Below are 26,603 nucleotides of genomic sequence, written 5' to 3'. Positions count from 1 at the left end.
CGAGCTGTGAAGAGACAAAATCCATATCTTCGTCAAAGTGAACATCGAAGCTGAGGCCTCGGCGCTCGTCCGAAACAACAAGCTGCGCTCCGAGGCTCATGCTGATGCCGTGAAAGAAGACCTCCACACTGCCTTCCGAAAAATCATCCATATCCCCGTCGTCTCCCGTCAGCCATTCAGCGACATTAAAGTATCGACTTTCATGGGGGTTGAGGGTTATCTCGGGAACCGCCAACGCCTGGCCGTGCTTGTTGTAGAGCGTAATCATAGCACGACTGGTGCTACCGATGACATTGTTGAGCACGAGGGTGGACTTCCATCCTTCTTGTATGGAATAAAACGCCCCATGTAAATGATTATCCATTTCCATCATCTTTCCCGAGGGCGGCGGAAGTGGGCTCTGCGGTTGAGGCGGTTGGGCAAATAAGACGCAAGAAGGACAATGAAAAAGGAAGATTATCCCCAGAAAAAGGAATGACCTCTTCGAGGCAGTCCTGACAAAGAGCTTCCATGATTGTAGAGTCATGATTGAGGATCCTCCTCATGTTTAAAGGGTTAAACTACCTTGTCTGGAGTCAACGATTCTTGATGATGGTGAAGGCGGGTTTATACGTCATGGCGGGACGAAGGTCTAGCGCGTAATGCGCCAGTTGCGCCCAATGCGCGAATTGCGTGAAAAAGTTTTGCCCCCGGTCAGATTGCTTGCCGTTCGGCCTTGGCCCTCAGATAGGCCTTCAGCGAATCCAAGCTGACCTGGTATCTCCTTCCCACACAAAGGGCGCGGATGGCTCCGACCTCGATCCAGAATTGAATCGTGCGCTGCGAGAGGCCCGCGATTTCTGCGGCCCGGGCGGTCGAGGCAAATGCTTCCGAACGCTTCTGAAGGGAAAGGCTCAGATAGAAATCCAGCAACTGCTCTTCATTGAGGGTGGTTAATTCAGTTTGTAAGTGCACGGAGGGGGCCTCCAACACTTCCCCATGGCGGTTCAACAATCCATCTACACGATTCACCCTGAAATCCGAAATTTGTGGGGGAGGGGCGCTATTTCTGCTACAGAGAGGCTTCCTCAAGGCTTCGCCGAGAAATCGGGCGACACGATTTCTACCTGCCGCTCTGGAGCCGACTCAAATTCAGGTACTCAACCATTTCAAATTCCCGATTGCCATCCCTATGGAAAAAAACCAGGGGAGAAGGGTTTCTCCCCTGGTCACAGGAGGTAGCATCGGCGTACATTGAAGCGAAGTTCCCTCACCTCCCCGGTGATTCGGAATCTGGCAATCCCGAATCGTCGAGGCGGGTCTGCCTGAGTTCCCCCCGCTCCAAACTGGTAACAAGCAGGACGGCCAAGGTTACGTCCCGCCAAAAACCTCCTAGAACATGAACTTCAACGCAAACTGAATCTGGCGCGAAGAACCGGAATCGCCGGTCCCAAAACGCGTATTGGTCACCTGTCCGAAGTTCGAGGCGCCCACGACACGTCCTGGCTGACCGAAATTGGGATGGTTAAAGAGGTCGAAGAACTCCGTCCGGAATTCCACATTCATACTTTCCTTGATCCGGGTTCTCTTGATGATCGACCAATCAAAATTGTTGAACCCCGGTCCGGTGACCGTGTTTCGGCCCACATTGCCGAAGACAGCCGGGCCGGCGCAGCCGGCCGCTCCGGGTGAGCAGAAGGCGGCGATGTTAAACCACTGCGCAACGGTCGGATTACCCACCGAGGGATCCCCCACCACGTTGGCACGTCGTGTGGCAAAGCCTGTGGGACCCGCCCCCGACACAATGATGTCCAGGGGGTTGCCCGACTGGAACGTCGTGATTCCGGAAATCTGCCATCCCTCCACCAGCCGATTTCCTTTGAAAGGGAGATCGTAAATGTAGCTGATGTTGAAATGGTGCCGCGCGTCATAGTCGGAGGAACCCTTTTCATTGCGCAGATTGAAACTGTCCTGCGCCATCATAGTGGATGCGGCGGGGGAGCTGAGCGAGATCCAATCGATGGAGTGGGACCACGTATAGGAGGTGCTGAACTGCAGCCCGTGCGAGATTCTTTTGGTGGCACTGACCCACAGGGCGTTGTAAGTGGAGGGCGAGGGGCTGTCGACCTGCACTATGTTTGAGAAGCCCGCGTAGGGTCGCGTCAGGTTGTTACCCGGCACAAGAGGCTGATTGATGTTGTGAAACATGCGCAGGTGGGTGCCTTTTGAGCCGAAGTAGCCGACTTGCACGGAGGTGCCCTTGGCCAATTCACGCTGGATATTCAGATTCCAGGACTGGACATAGGAATTCCGGAAGTCGGGGTTGATGGCGGCCGGGCTCGTCGCGGGGACCGAAGCAGAATTCGCCAGCGGATTGCTCAGCGAGACTGTCCCGGTCGCCGACACGGGATTCGCAAAGGGAGGATTGGTCGAAAGATTGGCGACAGAGTTGGTAATCGGTTGATCGTAGTACAGACCATAACCGCCGCGGATCGAGGTCTTGCCATTACCGAACGGGTCCCAGGCAAAGCCGACGCGGGGCCCAAAGTTCTTGTTATTCGAACCGTAGACCTGATCGATCCCGGAGCCCAGGCGGACCAACTTGCCCGTGACTGGATCGAAGTTCACAAACCGGTTGTTGACCTCGGTCGGCGTGGTGTTCATGTCCCAGCGCAGCCCCAGTTCCAGGGTGAGGCGCGACGAAACCTTGTAGTTATCCTGGACGAAGAGGCCAAAGCCGGTTGTCCGGATGCCGCTCTCCACGGCGCCGAGCGTGGCGCTAAAAGATGTCGCGGTGGCCGAGAGGAAACTTGAAAGGCTCGTGAACTGCATCAGTCCGATGTCGTTATTGAGGTTGTTGTTTTGGAAGCGGCGCAGTTCCGTTCCGATTTTCAGGGAGTGCTTTCCGACCAGGTAGCTGAGGGTGTCAGACCAGAGATATCCCGTGTCTGCCCGACCCTGGGGAAATCCTGCAGGGCCACCCAGGTTAGCCGAGCCGGTAATATTGATTTGTGGAAGACCAAGGGTGCCCGTGACGCCGTCATTGATCCCGAAGGTGGCCGGATCCAACGTCGCGTTCGGCGAGAACAGGATGTGAATGCGGTTGAACCCCATCCGGAAATCATTGACCGTCCGGTCGTTGAAAATATGGGTTTCATCCAGCGTAAAAATCTGCCGGTGGGATTGTCGCGTGTCGCCGAATCCCGGAATGTTATTGCCCTGCAGGCTGGGTTCCTGGCGCAGATCGCGTTGGAACGCATAGTAGCCGTGAATGGAATCTTTATCGGAGATACGGTGAGAGACGTCGCCCGTCAGTTGGTCGATATTCACCGGGGCTGTCCCGGTGCCGATAAAGCTGTTGGTCCCTGGGACATTGGCTGCCGGAATGAAAGGCAGGAGCTTGAGAACGGTCGGGTCCGTCACGGCGGCCCGTTGCGCGGCGGTGGGAACCGAGGTGACCTTGGGGAAGGTCAAACCCTGGCGCTGGCGCAATCCTTCATAGCTGAAGAAAAAGAAGGTGCGGTCCTTTCCGGAATGGCTTGGTCCCAACCACACCGGCCCCCCCACGTTAAAGCCGAACTGGTTGCGCTTGAACGGGGCGATGGGCAGGTTGGCTTGATTGGCGAAGAAGTTGTTTGCATCCATGGCATTGTTGCGAAGGAACTCAAAGACTTCTCCATGGAACTGGTTGCTCCCGGAACGCGTCGCGATGTTCACGATCGCGCCGCTGTTCCGTCCATACTCCGCACTGAAGGTCGAGTTGGTGGAGCTGAATTCGGAAACGGTATTGATGGACGGTTGGAACGTGATCTGGTTCTGTACCATGTCGTTCAGGTTGACGCCGTTGACCATGAAGTTGACAGTATCTTCGCGGTTTCCGGCGGTGTTGAAAGCGAAGGCGCCCTGTCCGCGCAACGGGGCCGTCAGGAACCCGTTTTGCGGTTGGACGACCGATCCGGGAAGCAGCAATCCCAGATCAACGAAATGCCGCCCGTTCAGGGGAATTTCCTGAACCGTCCGCTGGGGGATGACCGCGCCCACCGACATCGTAGTTGATTCGATGACCGGGGCCGAGGCCTCCACATTTACGGTTTCGCTCAGTTGACCGACCACGAGCGCGATATCGAGGTCGGTGGTTTGGGCGACCTGGACGAGGACGCTTTCGGCCACTTTGGTTTGAAACCCCTGGGCCTGGACCTCGACCTTGTAGGTGCCGATCGGCACGGCGGCAAACTGATACTGACCGGTCGGTCCGGTCACCGTGGTGCGTTCCAGACCGGTGGCGGTGTGATGCGCCGTTACTTTGGCGCCCACCACGGCGGCTCCTTGCGCGTCGGTGACCAGTCCTGAAATGGCCCCGGCCGACTGCGCCTGGGTGGCCGCGGTGAGGAGCAGTAGCAGCGCCAAGGCAATGACGGCGACCAACAGGAAACTTCTTGTCGTGAGATGTGTGTACACCATACTCCCTCCGTGTTTAGGTTGCGTTAAACACTCCTGTGCGGTGGTAACTCCTGTCTTTCAAACTCCAACCCGAGCATACGCCCGGCAGACTTAACGTTCCCCTAGTCGTAATATATGAGGGTGCTTATAGCCCAAGACGGTTGTTCCATGCAATGGAACAATTTAAATTTTTTTGTGAGATTGTTCCAGAAGGGCCTTGAGGAGGACGCTGCTCCCTTTTTACCCTGCCGGGCGGGTCCCGGGCCGCAGGGAGGCGCGGGGGAGGACCCTTTGCAGGTGCCGGATGAAGATGGCCGTGCGGAGGGAGTTCAACGATTCCACCGAGAGATGCTCCGGAAAATCAACCCTGCGGATCGTCGGAGGGAGGCGGTCGAGAACGCCGTCACCACAAAGCGGGGAGACATAGATGTGTTTGACATGGGAGAGTATCGAAGTGAGTTCCTGCTGATCGGAAGCCAGCACGGCATGAATATGCCTCAGGGCCGATTCATACCCCAGGTCACGAAGGGCGGCACGGAATTTGGAATAGTAGTCCATGTTGGAGACCACCATCAAAATCCCCCCCTTCCGCGCGCACTGAATGAGGGTGGTCAGGAATTCCGGCCGCAGCCGGATCTTCAGGGGAATTTTGTGATGCAGGAGGGCGATGCGCTCGACATCTTCCCAGTGAAAGTCGGTCGTGACCAGAAAGGAGGCCTTCGAAAGTAGCGAGGCGACCCGCGGGCCATGGGCCTTGAGATGGTCGATCAGGATGGGATGCGCGGTGATGCCGATGCGCGTCGAGATCTCGGAGGCAAACAGCCGGATTTGTTCGGTGTTGCATTCCACGACCAGGCAGGCGATCTGGCGGCGCTTGTTCGGATCGATGACTTGCCGGAGCAGGCCCAGGTAATCCCCTTCTGAAAATTGCATGCGCCCTGCTTCCTCGAGATGGCGCTCCAGCATCGACACCACCGACGCATAGTAACTGCGTTCGAAGCGGGTCCGCTCGATGGCCCCGACCTGGACCCCGCTGCCGAGACGGACTTCGACCAGGCCCTCCGTCTGGAGCTGATGATAGATTTTGAGAACCGTCTTGGGATTGACCCCCAGCAGGCGAGCCAGGGCACGGACAGTCGGGAGTTGCTCGTGGTAAATCAAACTCCCCATGTGCAGCGCTGCCGTCAATTGACTCTTAATCTGATCGTAATAGGGCAACTTGCTGGATTTGTCGAGAGAGAATTGCATGGCGCCACCCGCGTTTTTGGAGGAGTCAATCTTCGAATCGGCTCAGCAGCGCCATTCTAGCAAATTTCAGGTCATCGGAGGGTTCGGTCTTCACGGGGACAGTCGGGCGGGGAAATTTGTGAGATAATTTGGAGGCCATCACTCTCGGGAAAGGCATCCGAATGCGCGAAGTATACATTGTCGCGGCGAAGCGGACACCCATTGGAAAATTCGGGGGAGTTCTGAAGAACCTTTCCGCCGCAGACCTGGGATCGGTGGTGACCCGCGCCGTCATTGAACGCGCCGGCCTGGATCCGTCTGAGATCGATGAGGTGATCTTTGGCTGCGCCCGGCAAGCCGGAAGTGGGCCCAACGTGGCCCGGCAAATCCTGTGGCGCGCCGGCCTTCCGGAGGAGCGCATTGCGTTTACCGTGAACATGGCATGTGCTTCGGGTCTGAAATCCATCCTCCTGGGCGCCCAGGAGATTTCCCTCGGCAACGAGGATTGTATTGTGGCCGGGGGAACAGAATCCATGAGCCGCCTTCCGTTCTACCTGGAGAGTGCCCGATGGGGCGCGCGACTGGGAACGCAGGCCCTGGTCGACGGAATGTATCGGGACGGGTTCCTGTGTCCCCTTTCGAAGATGATCATGGGTGAGACGGCCGATCTGCTGGCCCAGGAGTACCACATCTCGCGGGAAGAGCAGGATGCCTATGCGCTCGAAAGCCAGTGGAAAGCCCGACAGGCGATTCTCGGGGGCCGCTTCGATTCTGAAATCGTTCCGGTGGATTTGACCACCAAGGTAGAACGCAACGGGGATCATCCCAAGGAGTCTCGCGCCCTCGATGAAAGCGTTTCACGGGGCGGCCTGGAATCGGCCCCCTCGCTGGTCACCCGGGACGAGCATCCGCGATTGGATGTGTCGATCCGGGACCTCAACAACCTTCCGCCTGTTTTCTCAAAATCGGGGACGATCACGGCCGGAAATTCATCCGGCATCACCGATGGGGCAGCCGCGGTGCTCCTCATGTCGGCGGCAAAAGCCAAACAGCATCATTTGGAGCCCCTGGCCCACATCGTCGATTGGACCAGCGTGGGGGTCGATCCTCGGAGGATGGGGATCGGTCCCGTTCCCGCTGTGCGCCAGCTCCTCAAAAAGACCGGGCTCCGCCTCGAGGATTTTGAGGTCATCGAACTGAATGAGGCGTTTGCAGCCCAGGTCCTGGCATGCGATCGCGAACTGCATTTTGATCATCAAAAACTGAATGTAAATGGAGGGGCCATTGCCCTCGGTCATCCCATCGGAGCCACGGGCGCCCGCATCGTGACGACGCTGGTTCATGAAATGGAGAAGCGTCAAGCCAAGCGGGGATTGGCCACGTTGTGCGTCAGCGGGGGCCTGGGAGTGGCACTCGTGGTGGAGCGGTCGTAATCTATCGATTTCAAGTCCATGGAGCGGAATGAATGGGAAGAGGTGCCCTTGGGTCTGGTGGATGATGTATCCTGAGAAACCACTCGGTGAAGGCGAGTACTGCCTGGTCGAATTGAGCCCCACGCAAAACCAATACACGCCCACAGTCTGGGATTTCTCGATTGTGAAGTGACGCTCGGCACAAATTTTCAGCAGGACGGATTTAGTATTACAATACGACTCGCTCCAGAAACCGAAGCCTGGAAATCAGACGACATGATCCGACGGAAGCATGAGTCTCATTTCGAAGGGCCCCCGAAGCTGAAGGACTTTCCAGGAATTCAAGTTTTCCTTGGATGCCGGCGGCCCTCTACCGACCTGCTTGACCGGATTATGAAAGGCTGGAATGGCACCTCGAGCACGTTTACGGCGAAGCGTTTTTTGGAAGCACGGATATTTAATTTTTCATAGCACAAATTCAGGAAATTGTAGATTTCTCTATCGGTTGGACAGAGGATTAATATCCTGTTCAAAATCATATTGTTGGCGATATGGGTAATGTTCTAAAATGTGGCAACTCAGTTGCATTGAATAGGGTGGTTTGTCAGTGACCTAGAGTCGGCCGGCGAGGGATCTAACGATCGACGGCTTGAGATGATTTTGCTCTTCAGAGGCGCCGCTGAATTGAGTTCAGGATCCCGGCTCCACAACAGCGACTCACAACTGACAAACAAGCCCGCCTTGAGTAGCATGACCATTGATTGCTGGTAGCAGAGACGCATGACACGAATCGTCCCATTTTCGTTCAAGTCCGTTGTGATCGCGCTGATCACCGTGTCGGTGATTGTGTTTGGTGTGATCAATTTCATCAAGCGGGCGGAGTTGAATGCCTGGATTGCCCCCGACGACGGAGTTTCGTGGAGAGATTCAGAGAAGGGGATCGAAGCCTGGATCGTGGAACCAGCAGGACCGGGAGACAAGGCAGGGATCCGGGCTGGAGACATCCTGGTTTCCATTGAAGGGCACCAGGTGGCGGATGCGATTGATGTGACCCAGCAGCTGTTCCGGCTGGGCACCTGGAGCAAGGCCAACTATCACCTCATCCGGGAAGGCGTTCCCATCGATTCGCGGGTCATTGTGGCGCCGCAGGACACGCGGGCCTCATTAAAATTCTATTTAGAGATTATTGGCTTTTTGTATCTCCTGATCGGAATTTTCATTTTTGTCAGGCGGTGGGAAGCCCCTCGGGCGACGCTTTTTTATGTCTTTTGCGTGGCCTCGTTTGTTCTGTACGCGTTTTCCTACACCGGGAAGCTCAATCTTTTCGACTGGTGTATCTACTGGGCCAATTCGGCGGCTTTGCTGTTGCAGCCTCCCCTGTTCGTGCACTTCTGTCTGTCTTTTCCCCGGTACAAGAAAGTCCTGGAATCGCGAAAGTTCCTGCTCGCTTTCCTGTACGTTCCGGCGCTGGTCCTGGTGGGCTTTCAAATCCTGTTTGTCACGGGCACCTTTTTCTCCTCGGGCTTTACTCTGCCGGAGCGGTGGCTTCTCGACCGGGTCGACATCCTCTATTCCGCCATTTATTTTCTGGTTGGAACGGCGAGCCTGGTCGACACCTATCGCCGCGCCGATACGCCCGAGTTGAAGCAGCAGATGAAGTGGATTACGCCGGGCGCAGTGGCGGCCGTGGTCCCCTTTTCGATCGGGTATGCGGTGCCCTATTTCCTGGGACATCTCCCCACCCTGTGGATGAACCTTTCCGTTCTTCCGCTGATCCTGATCCCGCTGACGTTCGGATATGCCATCATCCGTTATCGATTGATGGATGTGGACATTATTTTCAAACAGGGGGCCGCTTACACACTGGCCACCCTGATGATTGTAGGCCTCTATTTCGCGGTGGTGGCGGCGATCGGCATTATGTTCAGCAATGCGATTGCCGGATCGCGCGTGGTGAGTGTCGTGACGACGGTGGTCGCGGCCTTCTTGTTTGCCCCCGTCCGCAACTGGATCCAGGTGCGCCTCGACAAGTTCTTTTACCAGGAGCGTTACGATTACCGGACCACGATGATTGAGTTCGGCCGCGCGCTGAGTTCCGAGGTCCACCTGGAGCGCATGTTGAACTCTGTGGTGGAGCGAATCTCTCAAACCTTGCTGGTGAACAAGATTGCAATTTTCCTGCGAAAGGATTCCGCCGCGGCACCCTTTGAAGTGGCGAAGGCATTGGGGATCCGCGATATTTCGAACGTGAATCTCAGTTTCTTGTCACCCGACCGGCCCGAGTTACGGCGGGGCTATCTCTTTTACGAAAATTTCAAGTCGCTGTTGAAGGAGAAGCCTGAGGTGCACGCCACGCTGAGGCAGTTGGACCTCAACTATTACCTGCCGTGTGTGGTGAAGGACTCCATTATCGCGGTGATCGGCCTCGGCAAGACCCTCCAGGGCGATTTTCTTTCGAGCGAGGATTTCGAGCTGTTGCAGACCATCGCGGGTTATGTCGGGATCGCCGTTGAAAACGCGCAGCTGTACCAGTCGCTGGAGCAGGAGGCGACTGAGGCGCAGCGCCTGAAGGACTTCCTGGAGAACATCGTGGAGTCCATCAACGTCGGCATCCTGACGACGGACCTGGAGGACCGGATCGAATCCTGGAACTCCCAGATGGAGCGCTTCTATGGCGTTCCGAGGTCTCAGGCCCTACGCCGTCCGCTTAAAGAGGTCTTTTCGCAGGATCTGCTTCGGGCCATTCAGCGGGTGTACAACAGCAGTGTGGCCACGGCGGCCCTGGGAAGCACCACCGGGGGAGAAGATTCCATCGCGCGAATCTACCGGTTCAATTTGAGGGCTCCTGCAAGGATGGGGATTCCGGGAGGGAACGGAGACTCCCATGGCGAAGAGGCCGCGTGGCGCATGGTGAACATCGCTGTGACGCCGCTGATCAGCCGCGACAACAGTATCAAAGGGAAGTTGATCCTCTTTGACGACGTGACGGACCGCGCCTCCCTCGAGGACCAGCTGATGCAGTCGGAGAAACTGACCTCGATCGGTCTGCTGGCGGCCGGCGTGGCGCATGAAGTCAACACGCCCCTGGCGGTCATTTCGAGTTACACCCAGATGCTCCAGAAGCAATTGAAGACGGACGATCCCAAGATGAAGATCGTCGACAAGATCATCAAACAGTCGTTTCGAGCCTCGGAGATCGTGAACGCGTTGCTGAGTTTCTCGCGGACCAGCGGCACGCAATACGCCGAAGTGGACTGCAACAAGATCATCACGGAAACGCTTTCCCTGCTGGACCATCAGTTCCGGACGGCGAAGGTGGCTGTGGAGAGGAATCTGGACGGGGAATTGCCCCCCATCCAGGCCAATGGGGGCAAGCTCCAGCAGGTGTTCTTGAATCTGTTCCTCAATGCCAAGGACGCCATGGTGCAGGGCGGCATCCTGACAGTGAGTACGCAGGCGCGGAACTCCGAGGTGGTCATTGAGGTGGCCGATACCGGGTCGGGCATTTCACCCGAGCATCTGAAAAAAATCTACGATCCCTTCTTCACCACAAAAACCGGGCGCGGCACCGGGCTGGGCCTTTCCGTCAGCTATGGCATCATTCAAGAGCATTCCGGGAAAATTGACGTGGAGAGCCAGCCGGGGCGCGGCACCCGTTTCACCCTGGAGTTTCCGGCCCTACATCCTAAATCTTCATTAGAGAGAGTCGTCAACGTCTGATCCTCCGGCAGCGGCTTCACCATCACATCGTATGTCTTCCGAAAAAGCGAACATCCTGGTCATTGACGACGAAGCGGAAATCCGCGAATCCCTGCAGGTGCTGCTGACCGCGGAAGGATACGCGGTCGATGAAGCGGAGGCGGGAGATCCGGGCCTGCTGCGGATTCGGGAAAAAAGCTATGACGTGGTGTTGCTGGATGTGATGATGCCGGGAAAGAACGGATTGGAGGTCCTCAAGGAAATCCGGACCATGGATCACAACCTCGCCGTCGTCATGATTACGGCGTTCGGCTCGGTGGAGAACGCGGTCGCCGCGATCAAGGCGGGCGCCAACGATTTCATCACCAAGCCCTGGGACAATGAAAAGCTCCTCATCGACATCGAAAACGCCGTCCGGCAACGCCAGCTCTTCATTGAAAACCTCCAGCTGAAGCGGGCGTTCAAAGAGCGGTACAACTTCCCCAACATCGTGGGCAAGAGCGAGCGGATGTTGAAGATCTTCGACCTCGTCTCGCAGGTGGCCCCGTCGCGCTCCACCATTCTGGTGCAGGGCGAAAGCGGCACGGGCAAGGAATTGATCGCCAAGGCCATCCACTCGATTTCGCCGCGCGCCGAGCGACCCTTCGTCCCCGTCAATACAGGGTCCTTGCCGGCCGACCTGCTTGAATCCAATTTGTTCGGCCACGAGAGAGGGGCCTTCACCAGCGCCATCGCTGCCAAGAAAGGGTTGTTCGAGGTGGCGGATACCGGGACGATCTTTTTCGACGAGATCGGCCTGGTGGGATTGGAAACCCAGGCCAAGTTGCTTCGCGTGATCCAGGAGCGCGAGTTCATGCACCTGGGCGGAATCGACACCATCAAGGTGGATGTCCGCATCATCGCCGCCACCAATGAAGATCTCAAGGGTCTGGTCACGCAGGGGAAGTTTCGAGAGGACCTGTATTATCGGCTCAACGTCATTAGTATCCAGTTGCCCCCCCTGCGCGAGCGGAAGGAAGATATCCCCTTGTTGGTGGAGCACTTTATTCAGAAGTACTGCCAGGACAATGCCAAGGCCCCGGTCCGGTTCACGCCGGAGGCACTGAAGGTATTGATGGACTACCACTGGCCCGGCAATGTCCGCGAACTGGAAAATGCGGTGGAGCGGGCCGTCGTCCTCAGCACCTCGGAATCGGTCGATGTGGCCCTGTTGCCGGAGTCCATTTTTGAATCCAGTATCCCCGGGACACGGATGCTGCGCAGTGTCGCGCTCAAGGAAAATGCCACGCTCTTCGAGATTCTTGATTCTGTGGAGCGACAGGTCATCCTGGAAACCCTGGAGAAGACCGGTTGGAGCCAGACCAACGCGGCTGAAAAGCTGGGAGTCCCGCTGTCCACCCTGAATCAGAAGATCAAACGCCTCGCCATCGAAATCAAACGCAAGAAAGAAAACTGACCCCTTCCCGCAGAGAACTCTCCTTGATTTCAACGATTCCATTCCCTAGAATGGGTCTGCGATGAAGATCCGTCTGCTGCTCCCCCTCCTCTGCCTCGGTGTGCTGGCGGTTCCTGCCCTTGGACGCGCCGATTTCATCAAAGGCGCCAGTTTCTTCGCCCAGGGCAAGTATGAGCAGGCCATCCAGGAATACGAGGAGGAGTTGCGTGCCGATCCAAATTATGTCCAGGGCCATTACATCGTGGGGCTGTGCTGGGCGCGGCTGAAGAACTATGACAAGGCGATCGAGTCCCTGAAGAAGGCCCAAACGCTTGACGGGAAGAACTTCCAGATCTCGCTGGCCCTGGCCCAGGCCTACTTCGATGCACAAAAGTATACCGAGCTCAATGCCGCGATTGCGACGGCGACGGCGAATGCGACCGAAGCGTCCGATCTCGACAAGCTGAAAACTTTGCGGGCCGCGGCCCTGTTCAACCAGCAGGACTATGCCCAGGCGCTCCCTGAACTCAAGGCAGCCGCGGATTCAAATCCCCGCAATGCGACGCTGCAGGCGCAACTGGGAATCGCTTATTATCATCTTCAGAAATACGACGAGGCGATTGCGGCGCTGAAGGGGGCCACGACATTGAATCCTGAGGACCAACAGGCCGCGTTGTATCTCGCCCAAACCTATTTTGCCAAGGCGGTCTCCCAGACGGAGGCGAGGGAAAAGAACAAAGGACTGACAGAAGCCCTCCGCCTGGCACAGAAATTGGTCGACAAACCGCCCGCCGGCCCGGAAGCGCTTTTGCTGGCGGGGCGATCCGCTCTGGCCTTGAAGCGGTATCCTGAAGCCGTCTCGTTTCTTAAACGGGCAGCCGACCTTCAGCCCGAGTCGGCGGCCCTGCAATTTGATCTGGGGCAGGCCTACGCCTTCAATTCACAACTTCCGGAAGCCGAGGCCGCCCTGACCAAAGCGGCTCAAAGCATGACCCAGGAACCCTCGCTGTTTTCCATCCTGGGATTTGTACTCGAAAAGCAAAACAAACTGGAGGCTGCCGAGGCCGCCTATCTTCAGGCCAACACGTTGGCTCCCAGCAAAGAATCACAATCCGCCCTGGATCGCGTTCGACAGAAACGGAATCATTCCAATCCTTAAGGAATCCCATAAATCATGGACATCATCAATCGAGTTAAGGCCCGAGCCCGGGAGAACCCTCAACACATGGTCCTCTCGGAAGGGGAAGACGATCGAACGTTGCGCGCCGCCGAGAAGATCCTGGATGAAAAACTGGCGCGCCTGACCATTATCGGCGATGAAGCGGCCATCCGCGCCCGCGCCCAACAGATCCGCGTCAACATCGACGCGGCACACCTCGTCTCGCCCCAACGCTCCCCGCTCACCAGGAAATTCGTGGAAATTTATTATGAGGGACGGCGAGCCAAGGGGACGACGCAGGAGGAGGCCGAAAAGGACATGCAGGATCCGATGTTCTTCGCGGCGATGATGGTGCGCACGGCCGAGGCGGATGGGACGGTCGGCGGGGCGAGCCATACGACGGCGCACACCGTGCGGGCGGCCCTCCGGTGCATTGGCCCCGCCCCCGGATGCTCCATTGTCTCCAGCTTCTTCTTGATGGTGCTGCCGGAGAACGCCGCCGTTTCGCGCTCCGATTTCGGCGTCGAGGGGGCGCTCGTCTACTCGGATTGCGCGGTCGTCCCCAATCCCAATGCAACGCAATTGGCGGACATTGCCATTGCCGCCGCAGAAAGTGCCCGAACTTTTTTGGAGGTCGAACCGCGGGTCGCTTTGCTGGCCTTCTCGACCAAGGGAAGCGCAGCAGACCCTTTGATTGATAAGGTCATCGAAGCGGTGCGGACCGCCAAGGTGCGCGCTCCACACCTGGTGATTGATGGTGAACTCCAGGTGGATGCAGCGCTCATCCCGAGGATCGCCGCCTCCAAGGCTCCCACCAGTGTGGTGAAAGGCCGCGCCAACACACTGGTCTTCCCCGACCTGAATTCGGGAAACATTGCGTACAAATTGACGGAGCGGCTGGCGGGGGCAGCGGCCATCGGCCCCATGCTACAAGGGCTTAACAAACCGGCCAATGATCTTTCGCGCGGATGCTCCCCCGACGACATTGTGAACGTGACGGCCATTACGGCGGTCCAGGCGCTTGCCCGGAAAACTGCGGCCGCTCGAGGGTAGTGGCGTAAGGAAAACGTGAGGTAAACTGCGTTCGATGCGGTCACGGGTCGATGGTAAGCCACAGCCTTTCTTTCGCCCCGCAGAAAGAAAAAGCGCGGGGCTCCCGCCACGGCGGATCTTCGACAGACGGGGCCACATTCTGGGAGCCCTTCGGGCCCAATCCGACACCTCTCCCATGCCTGACTCCATCTCGCCCGTCCAGCCACAAGACCGAAGGCCGCTTCTGCCCGCCTGCCTGATCTCTGTCAAAGACGTGATTCCAATCTTCGCCCGACTCCCTTCATCGCCTTCAACTTCGGGATCCGGGATAAACAAGGCGACACCCACGAAATGCGAGAGACAGTATTCAGAGAGATTGGGGGAAAGTGACCATCCAGAAAAGGCCACGGAACTTCATTCATGCGGGTCGGGGCGCGAAGGTCATTCTTCCTGCCAGCAAGCCCGCAAACGAACTTCTCGTGCGGTCGGCAGGCTTGCCGGCCTGGCGATTCACCCCGCTGGTTTGCTCAGGGGCAATTAAGTGCTGGCTGGAGAGGGGGAGATTGAGCTCCGGCGCTGCTGGAAACACTCGCGACAGTAGACCGGCCTGCCCTGCGTGGGCTTGAAGGGCACAGTCGTTTGGCGTCCGCATTGTGAACACACCGTTTGAGTCTCTACTCGCGCCCCGGTGGTACCCCCCACGTTGGCGCGCTTTGCCTTACAGGTCTTGCACCGCTTGGGTTCATTCTTGAAATTCTTGTCGTGATAAAAAAGCTGTTCACCGGCCGTAAAAACGAACTCTTGATGACACTCCACACACACCAGCGTTCGATCGTGGTACTCCATGGGGGAACTCCCTAGGACCTGTGCCGCCCCTGCTTAGCCGGACGGCTGGGTAAAAGTGTGTTAGGTTGTAAAACGAGGGGAGACCAGAACCTCGTTCCGGTCATCGTACATCCACGGCAGACGGATGAAACGAACGACGGATCCACCTCAATTGCCCGAACCAGAAACCGGGGGCTGGCCAGCCTTCGGTGGTTGGCTCGCTCCCCGGTCAACGCGTGACTAATCGAGTTCCTTCCTGGCTTTTTTCCGGTTTCGCTTGCGCGCCAGCGCTTGCTTGACGCGTTTCTTTTCACCAGGCTTCATGTAAAACGAATGACGCTTCACTTCTTTGATAATATCTTCCTGCTGTACTTTCCGCTTGAACCGGCGAAGCGCATTCTCTATACTTTCGCCTTCCTGAAGTCGAACTTCAGCCACTCATCAACACCTCCAGTTGGCGGGAGATTTACCAATTCGACCCACCCCTTCTACTTCAATTGTCTTTGGACTGTCAAGGAGAATCTTGGCGTTTTAGCACGGGAGTGCAGCTCGAGAAAGCCTATGTTTGATTGATGAATCGTACGATGACGAACCGATAAGAGGGAGCCATGAGCGAAACATTTGTAGCTTGCCGATGGACACGCGGGAACCGGATTTTTCCCATCAAGATTGAAATCACCCCGATGCAAGTGATCAAGGTGAAGCGCTCTTTGTTTTCCTCCGATGAGGAATCGATCAACATCAGCAAGGTGGCCTCGGTGAGAATCAAGAAGGGGCTGATCTGGTCGGACATCTGGATTGAGTCCTCCGGGGGCAGCGATCCGATCTTCAGTCACGGGCATCACAAAAAAGATGCGCAAAGGATCAAGGAACTGATCGAATCGCTTCAATCCCAATATCGGCACGGGGCTGAGGACATCATGGTCAGCGAGGAGGCGACAAAGAAGTGTCCCTTCTGCGCGGAGACGATCAAGGCGGCGGCGAAGGTCTGCCGATTTTGTAGCCGGGACCTGGGCGGATAGCGGTTTCGTTATTAGGAGGCCAGAAATACAGGAAAGTAAAAAGCCTCAATCGGAACAGAATCTGACGATCCCGCCGGGGGGTGACTTTCCCTCGACGCCCGATCCCGCCGTTTCCTGGCTTCCTAATAGAATTTGGTCATGGTTTAGGCCGGTCCGGATCAGGAGTGTGAGGGATGATGATTGCCGGTCGGCGTTCATCTACTGTCCGCCGATTTTCAAATGGGTTGTCTGCGGCGGGATTGGCGAGTAACGATAGAAGCGGTCGCAGTGGCGGCAATGAAAAACGGCGAATCCCGGGGTGGAATAAATCTTCTTGTGCCAGGAGGTGTTGGCATTGCTGAAGGCGTTATCGCCGCAATGGGGGCAGGAAATGGTGATTACAGCCCTTTCCAGGGAGGGCAGTTCGATCTCGAACATTTTGCGGTCCGCATCTCCTCGATCATCCTCCAGTTCATCTTCCGTCAGGGCAGGATCGTTCTCACATCGGGGACACCGGTTACTGCGGCTGATGGATTCGCACTGGCTGCAGAAATAGATGGTCCGAGGTTCCGCGGTGGCTGGCATGGGTGCACCCACTTCCTCTAAAAATCCTAATGAATGAGTCTCACAGTATAGCCGCCTTTGCTTCATCCCGCAAATCACCCTCTCCCGTCCGACGCCGGTTGGGGAATGCCTACCGGTGAATTCCGGTATCTCCGTTTCACCGCCTTGTCGGGGCCGACAAAAAATGCTATAAACGAATGTTTCGGAGCGACGACTGAGAATCCCCTGAGCGTCAGAAGACCATGACGCGGCAGAGGGATTTGTCGGCGGAAACCAGAAGTTTCCGTGAGCAAAGCGCTTGACGCTCCAGCGGTTCCAGGTTTCGGGCTCTGTGCAACTGCAGCCCGTGAACCCCGCCAGGGCCTGACGGCAGCAACGGTAGCGGAAACTGTGGTGTGCCGCGGATCACCCGAAACCTGGTTGTGTTAAGGCAGGGAAGGTTTTCCCGGTTGCGAAGGCTAAGAGACTTCCGGGAAATTGTTTTTAAATATGTGAAGTCAGAAGTCGGAAGTCAGAGATCAGATGAGGACCTTTGCCTGATCTGACTTCTGATTTCCGACGTCTGACTTCTTCCGCAAGAAAAGCAAAAAAGGTTGGTGTCCGTACCGCATGGCGTACCAGGTCATAGCGCGCAAGTACCGTCCCCAGCGATTCGATGATGTGATTGGGCAGTCGGTGATCACGACCACGCTCAAAAATGCCATCGAAATGCGACGAATCGGGCACGCCTACCTCTTCTCCGGTGTGCGCGGGGTCGGAAAGACCACCACCGCCCGGATCCTGGCGAAGGCATTCAATTGCGCCAAGGGCCCGACGCCCACGCCCTGCGAAGAATGTGATTCCTGCCGTGAAATCAAGAACGGCAATGCGGTGGATGTCATTGAGATTGACGCGGCGTCCAATCGAAGCATCGACGACGTTCGCCAGTTGCGCGAGAACGTCAAGTACCGGCCTTCGCGCGACCGCTACAAGATTTACATAATTGATGAGGCGCACCAGCTCACCGACGATGCCTGGGATGCGCTGCTGAAGACGCTCGAGGAGCCGCCCGATCACGTCATTTTTATCTTTGCAACCACCGAGCGGCACAAGCTGAAGCCCACCATTCTCTCCCGCTGCCAGAACTTCTCATTTCGGACACTTTCCTACCATGAAATTTACATGTCGCTGGAAGCCATCACGGCTGCGGAGGGGGTTGGCATCACGCCGGGCGCCCTGTCGATGCTGGCCCGGGCCGCCGAAGGCTCGATTCGCGATGCGCAGTCTCTCTTAGACCAGGTGATTTCGTTTTGTGGAAAATCGATTGATGAATCAAAAATACGGGAACTTCTCGGATTTGTTTCCCAGGAGTATCTCGACCGTCTCAGCGGAGCCCTGGTTGCCAGAGACACCCGGGGGGTGTTGACGCTGGTGGAGGATCTCATCCGGGCGGGGTTCGATCCGCGCCATTTTTGTCGCGAAGCCATTCAGCATATCCGGAACCTGATGATTCTCCGTGTTGCGGGGAAGGATTCGGAGTTGCTGGAGCTTCCTCCGGGTGAAATTGAGCGCCTGGCGGAGACCGCCACTCATTTTTCGGAGGAGGATCTTGTACGCTTTTTCCACCTCCTGGCCCGGACCGACTCGGATCTCAAGTGGTCGACCCATCCGCGGCTTCACCTCGAGCTGGGTCTGGTCCGGTTGGTGCAGGCATCCCGGCTGATGTCGATCGAAGAATTTCTTTCGGACTGGAAATCCAGGGAGACCTCTACCGGCACGGCCGCAATGACCGAGGCTGTAAAGCGTCCCCCGCCCCCCGTGGCCCCCGCCGTCGCCCCTTCAATAAAAAAAAACGATGAAAGACGTGCCCCAGTTCCGGCCGCTTCAAGCTCGGCTGCTTCGAGCCGGCCCACTTTGAGGGATTCTGCCCGCTCCGAATCGGGACCTGGCCCTGACGTGCAGCGCGCCCATCCTGAGGGCCCGGGCGAACAGGACGAAGAAGTTCTTCTGAACTCGGGGGCTGGAAGACCAACCGAAAGTAAGGAGATCGAATCCTTTCGAAATGCGGTCTTCGCCAAATCAAAGTTTCTGGCCTCACTGCTCGACCATGTGAGCCGCATGGTTTTGGAAAATTCCTCCCTCGGGATTTACTTTACCCAGGCTAACAAGCATATCTATTCGATGCTGAACAACAAGGACCAAATTGCAACTTTGGGGCAGATATGCCAGAATGTTTTTGGCCGCCAGCTACAGGTGAAATTGGTGCTTACAGAGAAACTGGACGACGAGGCGCCCTTGTCTCCCCGAAGTGAGGGTACGGGGGACGCCCGGGGGCCTCTCCCTGCGGCAGGAGGAGAGGAAATTCTCAAAGAGCCCCTGGTCCGATCTTTTGTGGACACTTTCCGGGCTGAAATCCTCCAGATTAAGAAGAAGTAACCAGGGGGACGGGATTGAATTATGAACACACCCAATATGCAACAAATCCTTAAACAAGCTCAAAAGATGCAGGAACAGCTTCAGAAACAGATGGAAGATCTGGTTGTCGAAGGATCTGCGGGCGGGGGCATGGTGACGGTCAAGATGAATGGCCAGAAGCAGTTGCTGGCGGTCACGATCGACCCTGAGGCCCTCGGCTCGAGTGATCGGGAAATGTTGCAGGACCTGATTCTCGCCGCGGTCAACGAGGCGAACCGCAAAGTGGATGAACAGCTTCAAGGCCAGCTGGGGAATCTGGCCGGCGGTCTGAAGATCCCCGGCTTGTTTTGACGGGAGCATTGCCCTGTTTTGAGAGAGGAAAGAAACCGGGAAGGAGACTCCGCGAGACCGACCTGACTTGAATCCTACCCATGCCCGACTATGCCGAACCCGTCGCCCGCTTGATCGAAGAATTGAAACACCTGCCGTCGATCGGGCAAAAATCCGCGCAACGTATCGCCTTCCACTTGTTGAAAGGCCCCACCGAGGAAGTAGAACGTCTGGCCCAGGCCATCCTTGACATGAAACAGAAGGTGGGCTTGTGCTCCACGTGCAATAACCTGACGGACGTGGACCCGTGTTTTTATTGCTCCAGTCCCACGCGCACGCCCAGGCAGATCTGTATCGTCGAAGAGCCCGCTAACGTTCTTGCCATTGAGAAGACCCGTGCCTACCAGGGCCGATACCACGTCCTGATGGGCGCGCTGGCCCCGCTGAAGGGTGTCGGCCCGGATCAACTCCGCATCAAGAACCTGATAGAGCGATTGCGGGGCGGGGAAGTGGAGGAGATCATTCTCGCGACCAACCCCAACGTTGAGGGCGAAGCAACCGCGATCTATCTATCCAAGCTCCTGAAGCCCCTGGGGGTGAAAGTGACGCGCATTGCCATGGGCGTTCCCATTGGCAGTGAACTGGACTATGCTGATGAGGTCACCGTCATGAAATCCCTGGAAGGACGACGGGAGATGTAGCGTCAACGTTCTTCTCCCTCGGCAAGACCCTGCGCCCTACCCCCCATGCCGGCCAAAGACCCTCACAGACATCGACGGTGAATATTGATGAAATCCGACAGCAGCCCGAAGGCGGTTTGATGCGGGCCCCCGGGACCCTCGACGATGGTTATCTTTTCCATCGTGTCCGTATCGATGCACAGGGCGGTAGTGTCCCCACGGAGGGTTGCGAAGGTATGGGTCAGTGGAATTTCAGCGGGCTTGACACTCCCGCGGACATGGCGCCCATCCCGCCATGCGCGAACCAGCAACCGGATGCAGTAACCACGGTTCCGGGCGTTGAGAAGGTGCTCAGGGGTGAGGTTTTGAATCCCTTCGCGGTTAACCTGGCTGGGTCTCAAATTCGCGCCCATCATCACGTTTGCGAGACAACACAGCTTGGATGTCGCGTCCCATCCCTCCACATCGACCGCCGGATTTGACTCGACAATACCCATTGCTTTGGCTTCTTCAAGAGCGGTCTCCAGGCTCTTTTTCTTTTCCATCTCCTCCAGCAGGTAATTGGTCGTCGCGTTGAGGATCCCCTCAAAGCCACGCACTTCGGTCGCCGGCAAAGTCATCTCCGCCAGGTTAAAAATCGGGGTCCCATCCATGACCACGCCCTCATGCCGGAATTGCACCTTGCTCCGGGCGGCGAGCCGTTTCAGCTGCCGGTAAGCATGGACCACCGGTCCCTTGTTCGCCGTGACCACGTGCATCCTTTTCTTCAAAGCGGCTTCAATGTGCCTGATGGCCGGTTGACCGGTCCACGGATCTTGCGGTGAGATCTCAAACATGACATCGGCAGACGACCGTTGAATCAGGTCGAGGACACCTTTGAGCGGTTTGCCGCGGTGCAGAGCGTCAAGAGAGCTGTGCTTTTCCAGTTGGGTAAAGACTTTCTTCGATTGGAACCCCTGGGGCTCGATGGCTAGTCCGTGCCTGCCGGTGGCAATCGCCACGATCCGAAATTCGATCCCGTAGTCTTTTCTTAACCTCGACCTTTTCCGCTCCAACAACCGGATGAAGCTCTTCCCAACATTCCCAAACCCAATCAGTGCCAGCTTATAGAGCATGAGGACGCTTCCTTTCATGAAAGGATGAACTCGCAGGGGGGAGGCAGGTCAAGTTGCCCCCTGAGAATCAATGATACCAATTGTATGCGAGATTCGCTTGGGTGCAAGGAGAGAAATGGTTGAGGTGAGAGGTGTCAGGCGCCGGGCCGAAGGTCCGCCGGCTTTTTGGCGGATGCCGGGTGTCAGGGAAAGATGCGGGAGGCCAGACGCCAAAAGCCGGAAGTCTCCTGTAGGGGCGCACGGATGTGCGCCCCCGGTTGAGGTCGGAAGTCGGAGGTCGGAAGTCGGAAAAGCAGTTGTCGGTTCCCAGTTCTCAGTTATCAGTAAAAACCAGGATGGTTGCGGAAAATGTTTTGATGAGCTCCTGAGTGATGAACCTGGAACCGGGTTTTAGACTTTGGACCTGGAACTTTGAACCTGGAACTTTGAACTGAGTTTCAGACTTTGGACCTTGGACTTTGGACTTTGAACTTTGAACTTTGAACTTGGAACTTTGAACCTGGAACTTTGAACTGGGTTTCAGACTTTGGACCTTGGACTTTGGACTTTGAACTTTGAACTTGGAACTTTGAACCTGGAACTTTGAACTGGGTTTCAGACTTTGGACCTTGGACCTTGGACTTTGAACTTGGAACTTTGAACTGATCTTATCCTTTCCTCATGACCGCCTTGACCGATTTGCTCTGGCTTGGACTGACGGTTATTTCTTCTTCGAAATGCGCATAACCGGGTTTAGTGACGGCAACCGTATGTTTCCCCGGGGGAACATCGTTAATCACGAATTCAGGAATAGACGCATCGGATACACCCATGAACTTGCCATCGACATAGATCGCCGCATCTGACGTCGCGTGTTCAAACTGGACGGTAATTCTTCCAAATTGCACGTCCTCAGCCACACCAGGAGACGGGTTGGAGGGCGGTGTCTCGGACTGTGGGGGAAAAGGGGGATGCACATCATTTCGTGGACCTGCTGAGGCCTTCTGTCCCGCATTTCCTCGATTCACCGGAGGGGCCGAATAAGGTTGTCGCATAGGGGGTGGAGTCCGGCCTGATTGCCGCGACGGGGAGATCGAAGGTGAAGAAGGAGGGGGGCTGGACGGGGCTGCGGTCGCTGCGCCACCTGCCTGCAAATGTTCGGTGACGTCCAGGGTCTGAAGCGGGTTGACCTTGAGGTTGATGACCGCGGATTGAAAACCTTCCGCTTCAAAACGCAACGTGTGGCTGTCAGGGCTCACCGGGAGCAGTTTCTTCCCCTCTACAAATTCGGATCCTTTTCCCGCGTACTTCCCATCGATGTAAACTGAGGCCTCTCGCGGCAGGATGTCCAGTCTCAACCAAGCGATATTCTTATCGCGGGAATCCTGTTGTCGTGGAGCCTGATCTTCCAGAGTATAACTGGGCGGATAAGGTGGTCCTGGAGCCCAATAGGCTGGCCCCCAATAGCCCGGGTAATAATAGTAAGGACCAAACCCTGTGTAGAAGAAGGAAAAAGAAGGGTAAAACCCAAAAGAACGGGGAAAGAAGTTGCGATGGAATCCAAACTCATTGAATCCCCTGTGCTGCGGAAACCCGCGTGCGAACGAGGCACCCCGTCCGAATCCATGATCGGCGAACAGCGGTTGAGGAATCACAGACAGAAGTCCTATGGATAACACAACAGCGATGGTGCACACGGCCAGCAGCGATTTGCCGTGAGCGGTTTGATCGTTAGTAGGAATTCTCATACGCCCCCCTGGGACTGCAAGTTATGCATTTCATTGCTTTGTATTTCAGGTTCCCTTCTGTTCAGACACTCGGGTGTTGCTCCCTTCGGCCGAGGAGACAGGCCCCATTGCGGACTTTGAAGGGCAACAAGGGGGGCAATCCACCTGAGAGGATCACCCTCCAATCCTTATGGTTATTTTGATGAGATCCGGCCGCCAGAGGTTTGATGGGGGTGTGCCTACCGATAGAAATTCCTTTGCCAGGCGTGCTCTCTAAGTGCCGCGGACAAATCCGAAGCGAGCTTTCGGCCATCGGACACGGAGCAATTTGCTTCAACATTTTGCGTCTTGCGCATTCCCGGGATCACGGTGGAGACGGCGGGATGATTCAACGTGAACCGAAGGGCCAGCTCCGACAGGGTTTTGGCCTCGCCGTCGAGCAGCGTCCTGAGCTTTTCGATGCGGTGAACCACCTGCTTTTTACGGTCGCCGCCGAAATAACGCGTCCGGAAATCTTCGGGTGGAAAGGTCGTCTGCTCCGTAATGGTCCCAGTCAACGATCCTTCGTCAAAGGGAACGCGCACGATCACCCCAACGCCTTTTTGCTGGCACTTGGGAAACAACGCCGTCTCCGGGGACTGGTCGAAGATATTGTAGATCACCTGGACGGCGTCGATCTCACCGGTCTCGATCATCTGGAGGCTGTCGTCGGGATCATGTTCTGTGACCGAAATTCCAAAATGCCAGACCTTTCCTTCACGCCGGAGCTTCTCAAAGGCGGAGTGCCATTCGTCAGCGCCTGCCCATTCGTCGTTCCAAACATGCAGTTGCTGGAGATCGATGCGTTCGACTCCAAGGTTTCTGAGGCTCTGTTCAGTCCGCTCAACGATGTAATTCCGGGGGAAGACATCCCGGATATCGCCGCCCTTCTGGGCAGGCCAGACATAGTTCTTCGGGTTCACTTTGGTGGCGACATAGATCCGCTTGTCGCGATGCGATTTCAGGACTTTTCCGATGAGTTGTTCGCTGTGTCCTTCACCATAAGCGGCAGCGGTGTCGATGAAATTGACGCCAAGGTCGATGGCACGGTGAAGCGCCTTCAGGGATTCATCGTCATTCGAATCCTGCCACAAGTGCCCTCCGATCCCCCATGCGCCAAATCCAATTTCGGAGAGCTGCAATTCTGTTCGTCCGAGTTTTCGATATTGCATCAATGAAGGCTTCGCCTTTCTTGGGGGCGCACAGAGGTGCGCCCTCGGCGGTGAATCATCGCGTCGCTGTTTAATGTGGTCACTTCCGTATCACTTCGAAAACTTATTCAACCAATCGATCGCCGTTTTGTAGAACAGCTCCGAGTTCAGCGGCTTGAGGATCCAGTGGCCTTCGTCGGGGAAGTATAACAACTTCGACTCAATGCCGCGGCGTTGGAGCGCGGAGAACATTGCCAGGCCTTCGGCCACCGGGACTCGAAAGTCAATTTCTCCATGGGTGACCAGTTCCGGCGTCTTGAAATTCTTCACGTACCGCCCGGGAGAGAGGAAATCATAGAGTTCCGGGTTATCGGCGGGGGTTCCGCCCAACTCCCACTCAGGAAACCAGAGCTCTTCGGTCACGTAATAGCCGCTCACCTGGTCGAAGTCGCCGGCGTGGGCCACCAGCGCTTTAAACCGGGTGGTGTGACCCTGGAACCAATTGATCATGAAACCGCCGAATGAAGCGCCCGCGGACACCGTCCTGGTTTTGTCGAGATAGGGCAGTTTTTCGGCGGTATCGGTGGCCAGCATGAGATCCTTGAAACATCGGCCGCCCCAGTCTTTGTTGATTTCATCGATCAGTTGCTGTCCGTATCCGGTGGATCCGCGCGGATCCGGCATCACCACGACGTAGCCGGCGGCCGCATACATCTGCGGATTCCAGCGATAGCCCCAGTTGTCCTCCCAGGAGCCCTGGGGGCCGCCATGCACAAACAAAAGCATCGGGTATTTTTTGGCGGCATCGAACTGTGGCGGCGTGAGGATCCAGGAATGGATTTTCGGGGTGTCAACGCTCTTCTGAGCAGGCATGGCCGCATCGACCTGGCCGGGATCGAGGAATCCTTTGGCCACCTTGGGATCCACTTTGGGCCCGCCGGATGAAGGGGCGCCGTCGCTCCAAAACTCCTCGGCGGCGTTCATGTCGAGGGTCGCGAGCAGCGGCTGATTGTGGCGGGTAAGCGGTGTGGCATTCGATCCGTCGGTCCCGATGCGGTAGATTTCTGCGGGCTCGTGCATCGAGGACCGTGTGAACACTAAAGTTTTTCCATCCGGAGTGACGTTGAGATCGCCGGAGGAATGTTCCCCGTACACCCGCTTCACATCGTTGCCGGTGAGGGAGACTTCGAAAATAGAATTGCGTCCTCGGTCACCGGAGGCAAAATAGAGTTTTTTGGAATCCGGCGCCCAGGCGAACGAATCGACCCAGCGGTCGAAATTTTCCGTCAGGCTGCGAGGCTGGGCGTTCGACCGATCATAGAGCATCAGTTGAAAGCGATCGCTCTCGTAGCCGGGTCGGGATTGTGCCCGGTAGGCGATGAACTTGCCGTCGGGCGAATACTGGGGCGAGCCGTCGTAAGCCGGGTTGCCGGTGATCTTCCTGGTTTCACCGGAGGTCACGTTGACCACGAACAGATCCATGTTGGTGGAACGCTCTTCGTGGGGGTCGTGGTTTGAGGTGTAGCAGATTTCCTTGCCATCCGGAGAAAATGCGTAATCATCGGGTCCCCCGAGCGAGAATGGTGGAACATCGTGGTCCCCCGGCGTCAAATCGCGGGGTGGCTCGGAGCCATCCACCGGCACGATGAACAGGTGGGAGCGTTTGCCGTCCTTCCACTCGGTCCAGTGTCGAAAGAGCAGGCGGGTGGCAATGTGCGCCTTCACCTTGGAGTCCTCCGCCGCTTTCTTCCGGGATGCATTGCATTCGAGGGCTTTCTGAGGATCGCTGTGATCGCATTCGGGGTAGACATCGGATGTGAATAACAGGTGTCTTCCGTCGGGGGAATACAAAACGCCGCTGGCCTCGGTGGCAACGGAGGTGACCTTCCTGGCTTCGCCGCCATGGGCCGGGAGGATCCAGACTTGGGAGGAACCATCGCGCATGGAGATGAAAGCGATCTCCTTGCCATCCGGAGACCACTGCGGGCGGTCATCACTCTTTTGAGAGCGGGTGAGCTGTTGTGCCGGGCCCCCGGCGCTCGGGACCACCCAGATGTCAGAGTTCTTGGTGTTTTTTTCCTTATCAACCGCCGTGACGGAGTAAGCCACCCACTTGCCGTCCGGGGAAATGTGCGGGTCTGCCACGCGCTGCACTTTCATCAAATCGTCGAACGTGAGCGGATGCTTTTCTGCTGCCTTCATGGATGAGACTCCTGCGATGCACAAGGTACCGAGCATGATTACGGTGAGAAACAGGGGACGCATGATGCCTCCATCTGTGGAATTTGAGCAGAGTATTCTATCAGAAAGAAGGCTCAAAGTGTCGGAGGAGGTAAGCCGGAAGTCAGAGGTCAGAAGCCGGAAGCCGGAGGTCGTCCGTAGGGGCGCACCGCTGTGCGCCCTCGCTTGAAGTCA

General features: G+C 56.7%; 20 protein-coding genes and 1 other RNA gene. 10 read left to right on the top strand and 11 right to left on the bottom strand.

Annotation, left to right across the window (positions count from 1 at the left end):
- The 4 genes from LAO21_14075 to LAO21_14060 all read right to left on the bottom strand — a co-directional run.
- The coding region (locus LAO21_14075) for a hypothetical protein (protein MBZ5553846.1) at positions 1 to 370 on the bottom strand (370 nt) is incomplete at its 3' end.
- 323 nt (positions 371 to 693) lie between these two features.
- Positions 694 to 954 (bottom strand): helix-turn-helix domain-containing protein, encoded by a 261-nt coding sequence (locus tag LAO21_14070; GenBank protein ID MBZ5553845.1) that lies wholly within the window; start codon positions 952 to 954, stop codon positions 694 to 696.
- Between the two features lie 417 nt (positions 955 to 1,371).
- Positions 1,372 to 4,440, bottom strand: coding sequence for a TonB-dependent receptor (locus LAO21_14065; protein ID MBZ5553844.1), 3,069 nt, complete (start codon positions 4,438 to 4,440; stop codon positions 1,372 to 1,374).
- 219 nt (positions 4,441 to 4,659) lie between these two features.
- Positions 4,660 to 5,667, bottom strand: a complete 1,008-nt coding sequence (locus LAO21_14060; protein ID MBZ5553843.1) for a GntR family transcriptional regulator — start codon at positions 5,665 to 5,667, stop codon at positions 4,660 to 4,662.
- A 161-nt stretch (positions 5,668 to 5,828) separates the two neighbouring features.
- Between LAO21_14060 and LAO21_14055 the strand changes: the two genes are divergently transcribed.
- From LAO21_14055 to pta, 5 genes are all read left to right on the top strand, one after another.
- Entirely contained in the window at positions 5,829 to 7,079 is a 1,251-nt protein-coding gene (locus LAO21_14055; GenBank protein MBZ5553842.1) for a thiolase family protein, read from the top strand.
- A gap of 759 nt (positions 7,080 to 7,838) precedes the next feature.
- The gene (locus LAO21_14050) at positions 7,839 to 10,778 is read left to right on the top strand and encodes a PAS domain S-box protein (GenBank protein MBZ5553841.1); all 2,940 of its coding nucleotides are present in this window, start codon (positions 7,839 to 7,841) and stop codon (positions 10,776 to 10,778) included.
- 31 nt (positions 10,779 to 10,809) lie between these two features.
- Positions 10,810 to 12,213 carry a sigma-54 dependent transcriptional regulator gene (locus LAO21_14045; GenBank protein ID MBZ5553840.1) on the top strand — a complete coding sequence of 468 codons (1,404 nt, stop codon included), beginning with the start codon at positions 10,810 to 10,812 and terminating at the stop codon, positions 12,211 to 12,213.
- A 61-nt stretch (positions 12,214 to 12,274) separates the two neighbouring features.
- Entirely contained in the window at positions 12,275 to 13,351 is a 1,077-nt protein-coding gene (locus LAO21_14040) for a tetratricopeptide repeat protein (protein MBZ5553839.1), read from the top strand.
- Between the two features lie 15 nt (positions 13,352 to 13,366).
- A complete protein-coding gene (gene pta, locus LAO21_14035) occupies positions 13,367 to 14,404 on the top strand; it encodes a phosphate acetyltransferase (GenBank protein MBZ5553838.1) in 1,038 nt (345 codons plus the stop codon).
- A gap of 516 nt (positions 14,405 to 14,920) precedes the next feature.
- Here the strand turns inward: pta and LAO21_14030 are convergent.
- Complete coding sequence (locus LAO21_14030; GenBank protein ID MBZ5553837.1) at positions 14,921 to 15,229, bottom strand: zinc-ribbon domain containing protein; 309 nt, start codon at positions 15,227 to 15,229, stop codon at positions 14,921 to 14,923.
- Between the two features lie 219 nt (positions 15,230 to 15,448).
- Positions 15,449 to 15,646: a 30S ribosomal protein S21 gene (gene rpsU / locus LAO21_14025; protein ID MBZ5553836.1), complete on the bottom strand. Its 198-nt coding sequence runs from the start codon at positions 15,644 to 15,646 to the stop codon at positions 15,449 to 15,451.
- Between the two features lie 170 nt (positions 15,647 to 15,816).
- Here rpsU and LAO21_14020 point away from each other — a divergent pair, with 170 nt between their 5' ends.
- Positions 15,817 to 16,230 (top strand): hypothetical protein, encoded by a 414-nt coding sequence (locus LAO21_14020; protein MBZ5553835.1) that lies wholly within the window; start codon positions 15,817 to 15,819, stop codon positions 16,228 to 16,230.
- 198 nt (positions 16,231 to 16,428) lie between these two features.
- Here the strand turns inward: LAO21_14020 and LAO21_14015 are convergent, their stop codons facing one another.
- Positions 16,429 to 16,794: a hypothetical protein gene (locus LAO21_14015; protein MBZ5553834.1), complete on the bottom strand. Its 366-nt coding sequence runs from the start codon at positions 16,792 to 16,794 to the stop codon at positions 16,429 to 16,431.
- 299 nt (positions 16,795 to 17,093) lie between these two features.
- On the opposite strand from LAO21_14015, the gene ffs reads away from it, so the two are divergent.
- From ffs to recR, 4 genes are all read left to right on the top strand, one after another.
- An RNA gene (gene ffs, locus LAO21_14010) (signal recognition particle sRNA small type) lies at positions 17,094 to 17,191 on the top strand.
- A 191-nt stretch (positions 17,192 to 17,382) separates the two neighbouring features.
- Positions 17,383 to 19,188 (top strand): DNA polymerase III subunit gamma/tau, encoded by a 1,806-nt coding sequence (gene dnaX / locus LAO21_14005; GenBank protein ID MBZ5553833.1) that lies wholly within the window; start codon positions 17,383 to 17,385, stop codon positions 19,186 to 19,188.
- A 21-nt stretch (positions 19,189 to 19,209) separates the two neighbouring features.
- On the top strand, positions 19,210 to 19,518 hold the full coding sequence (locus tag LAO21_14000) for a YbaB/EbfC family nucleoid-associated protein (protein ID MBZ5553832.1): 309 nt from the start codon (positions 19,210 to 19,212) through the stop codon (positions 19,516 to 19,518).
- Between the two features lie 80 nt (positions 19,519 to 19,598).
- Entirely contained in the window at positions 19,599 to 20,198 is a 600-nt protein-coding gene (recR, locus tag LAO21_13995) for a recombination mediator RecR (GenBank protein ID MBZ5553831.1), read from the top strand.
- 62 nt (positions 20,199 to 20,260) lie between these two features.
- Here recR and LAO21_13990 read toward each other — a convergent pair whose 3' ends face one another.
- The 4 genes from LAO21_13990 to LAO21_13975 all read right to left on the bottom strand — a co-directional run bounded on the left by LAO21_13990 (position 20,261) and on the right by LAO21_13975 (position 26,426).
- Positions 20,261 to 21,310, bottom strand: coding sequence for a homoserine dehydrogenase (locus tag LAO21_13990; protein ID MBZ5553830.1), 1,050 nt, complete (start codon positions 21,308 to 21,310; stop codon positions 20,261 to 20,263).
- Between the two features lie 629 nt (positions 21,311 to 21,939).
- A complete protein-coding gene (locus LAO21_13985) occupies positions 21,940 to 23,019 on the bottom strand; it encodes a PEGA domain-containing protein (GenBank protein ID MBZ5553829.1) in 1,080 nt (359 codons plus the stop codon).
- Positions 23,020 to 23,237: 218 nt separating this feature from the next.
- Positions 23,238 to 24,209, bottom strand: coding sequence for an aldo/keto reductase (locus LAO21_13980; protein ID MBZ5553828.1), 972 nt, complete (start codon positions 24,207 to 24,209; stop codon positions 23,238 to 23,240).
- A 90-nt stretch (positions 24,210 to 24,299) separates the two neighbouring features.
- A complete protein-coding gene (locus tag LAO21_13975) occupies positions 24,300 to 26,426 on the bottom strand; it encodes a S9 family peptidase (GenBank protein MBZ5553827.1) in 2,127 nt (708 codons plus the stop codon).
- Positions 26,427 to 26,603: the final 177 nt, after the last annotated feature.

The organism is Terriglobia bacterium (assembly GCA_020073085.1).
Lineage (GTDB): Bacteria > Acidobacteriota > Terriglobia > JAIQFV01 > JAIQFV01 > JAIQFV01.
The sequence above is the reverse complement of the archived record's forward strand: the minus strand, read 5'-3'. Positions and strand labels throughout refer to the sequence as shown.

Bases quoted from the DNA above. Each gene is read 5' to 3' on its own strand.
- pta (MBZ5553838.1), top strand. From the start codon at position 13,367: ATGGACATCATCAATCGAGTTAAGGCCCGAGCCCGGGAGAACCCTCAA.
- LAO21_14065 (MBZ5553844.1), bottom strand. From the start codon at position 4,440: ATGGTGTACACACATCTCACGACAAGAAGTTTCCTGTTGGTCGCCGTC.
- LAO21_13980 (MBZ5553828.1), bottom strand. From the start codon at position 24,209: ATGCAATATCGAAAACTCGGACGAACAGAATTGCAGCTCTCCGAAATT.
- LAO21_14040 (MBZ5553839.1), top strand. From the start codon at position 12,275: ATGAAGATCCGTCTGCTGCTCCCCCTCCTCTGCCTCGGTGTGCTGGCG.
- dnaX (MBZ5553833.1), top strand. From the start codon at position 17,383: ATGGCGTACCAGGTCATAGCGCGCAAGTACCGTCCCCAGCGATTCGAT.
- LAO21_14015 (MBZ5553834.1), bottom strand. From the start codon at position 16,794: ATGCCAGCCACCGCGGAACCTCGGACCATCTATTTCTGCAGCCAGTGC.
- LAO21_14020 (MBZ5553835.1), top strand. From the start codon at position 15,817: ATGAGCGAAACATTTGTAGCTTGCCGATGGACACGCGGGAACCGGATT.
- LAO21_14045 (MBZ5553840.1), top strand. From the start codon at position 10,810: ATGTCTTCCGAAAAAGCGAACATCCTGGTCATTGACGACGAAGCGGAA.
- recR (MBZ5553831.1), top strand. From the start codon at position 19,599: ATGCCCGACTATGCCGAACCCGTCGCCCGCTTGATCGAAGAATTGAAA.
- LAO21_14060 (MBZ5553843.1), bottom strand. From the start codon at position 5,667: ATGCAATTCTCTCTCGACAAATCCAGCAAGTTGCCCTATTACGATCAG.
- LAO21_14050 (MBZ5553841.1), top strand. From the start codon at position 7,839: ATGACACGAATCGTCCCATTTTCGTTCAAGTCCGTTGTGATCGCGCTG.
- LAO21_14030 (MBZ5553837.1), bottom strand. From the start codon at position 15,229: ATGGAGTACCACGATCGAACGCTGGTGTGTGTGGAGTGTCATCAAGAG.
- LAO21_14055 (MBZ5553842.1), top strand. From the start codon at position 5,829: ATGCGCGAAGTATACATTGTCGCGGCGAAGCGGACACCCATTGGAAAA.
- LAO21_14000 (MBZ5553832.1), top strand. From the start codon at position 19,210: ATGAACACACCCAATATGCAACAAATCCTTAAACAAGCTCAAAAGATG.
- LAO21_13975 (MBZ5553827.1), bottom strand. From the start codon at position 26,426: ATGCTCGGTACCTTGTGCATCGCAGGAGTCTCATCCATGAAGGCAGCA.
- LAO21_13985 (MBZ5553829.1), bottom strand. From the start codon at position 23,019: ATGAGAATTCCTACTAACGATCAAACCGCTCACGGCAAATCGCTGCTG.
- LAO21_13990 (MBZ5553830.1), bottom strand. From the start codon at position 21,310: ATGAAAGGAAGCGTCCTCATGCTCTATAAGCTGGCACTGATTGGGTTT.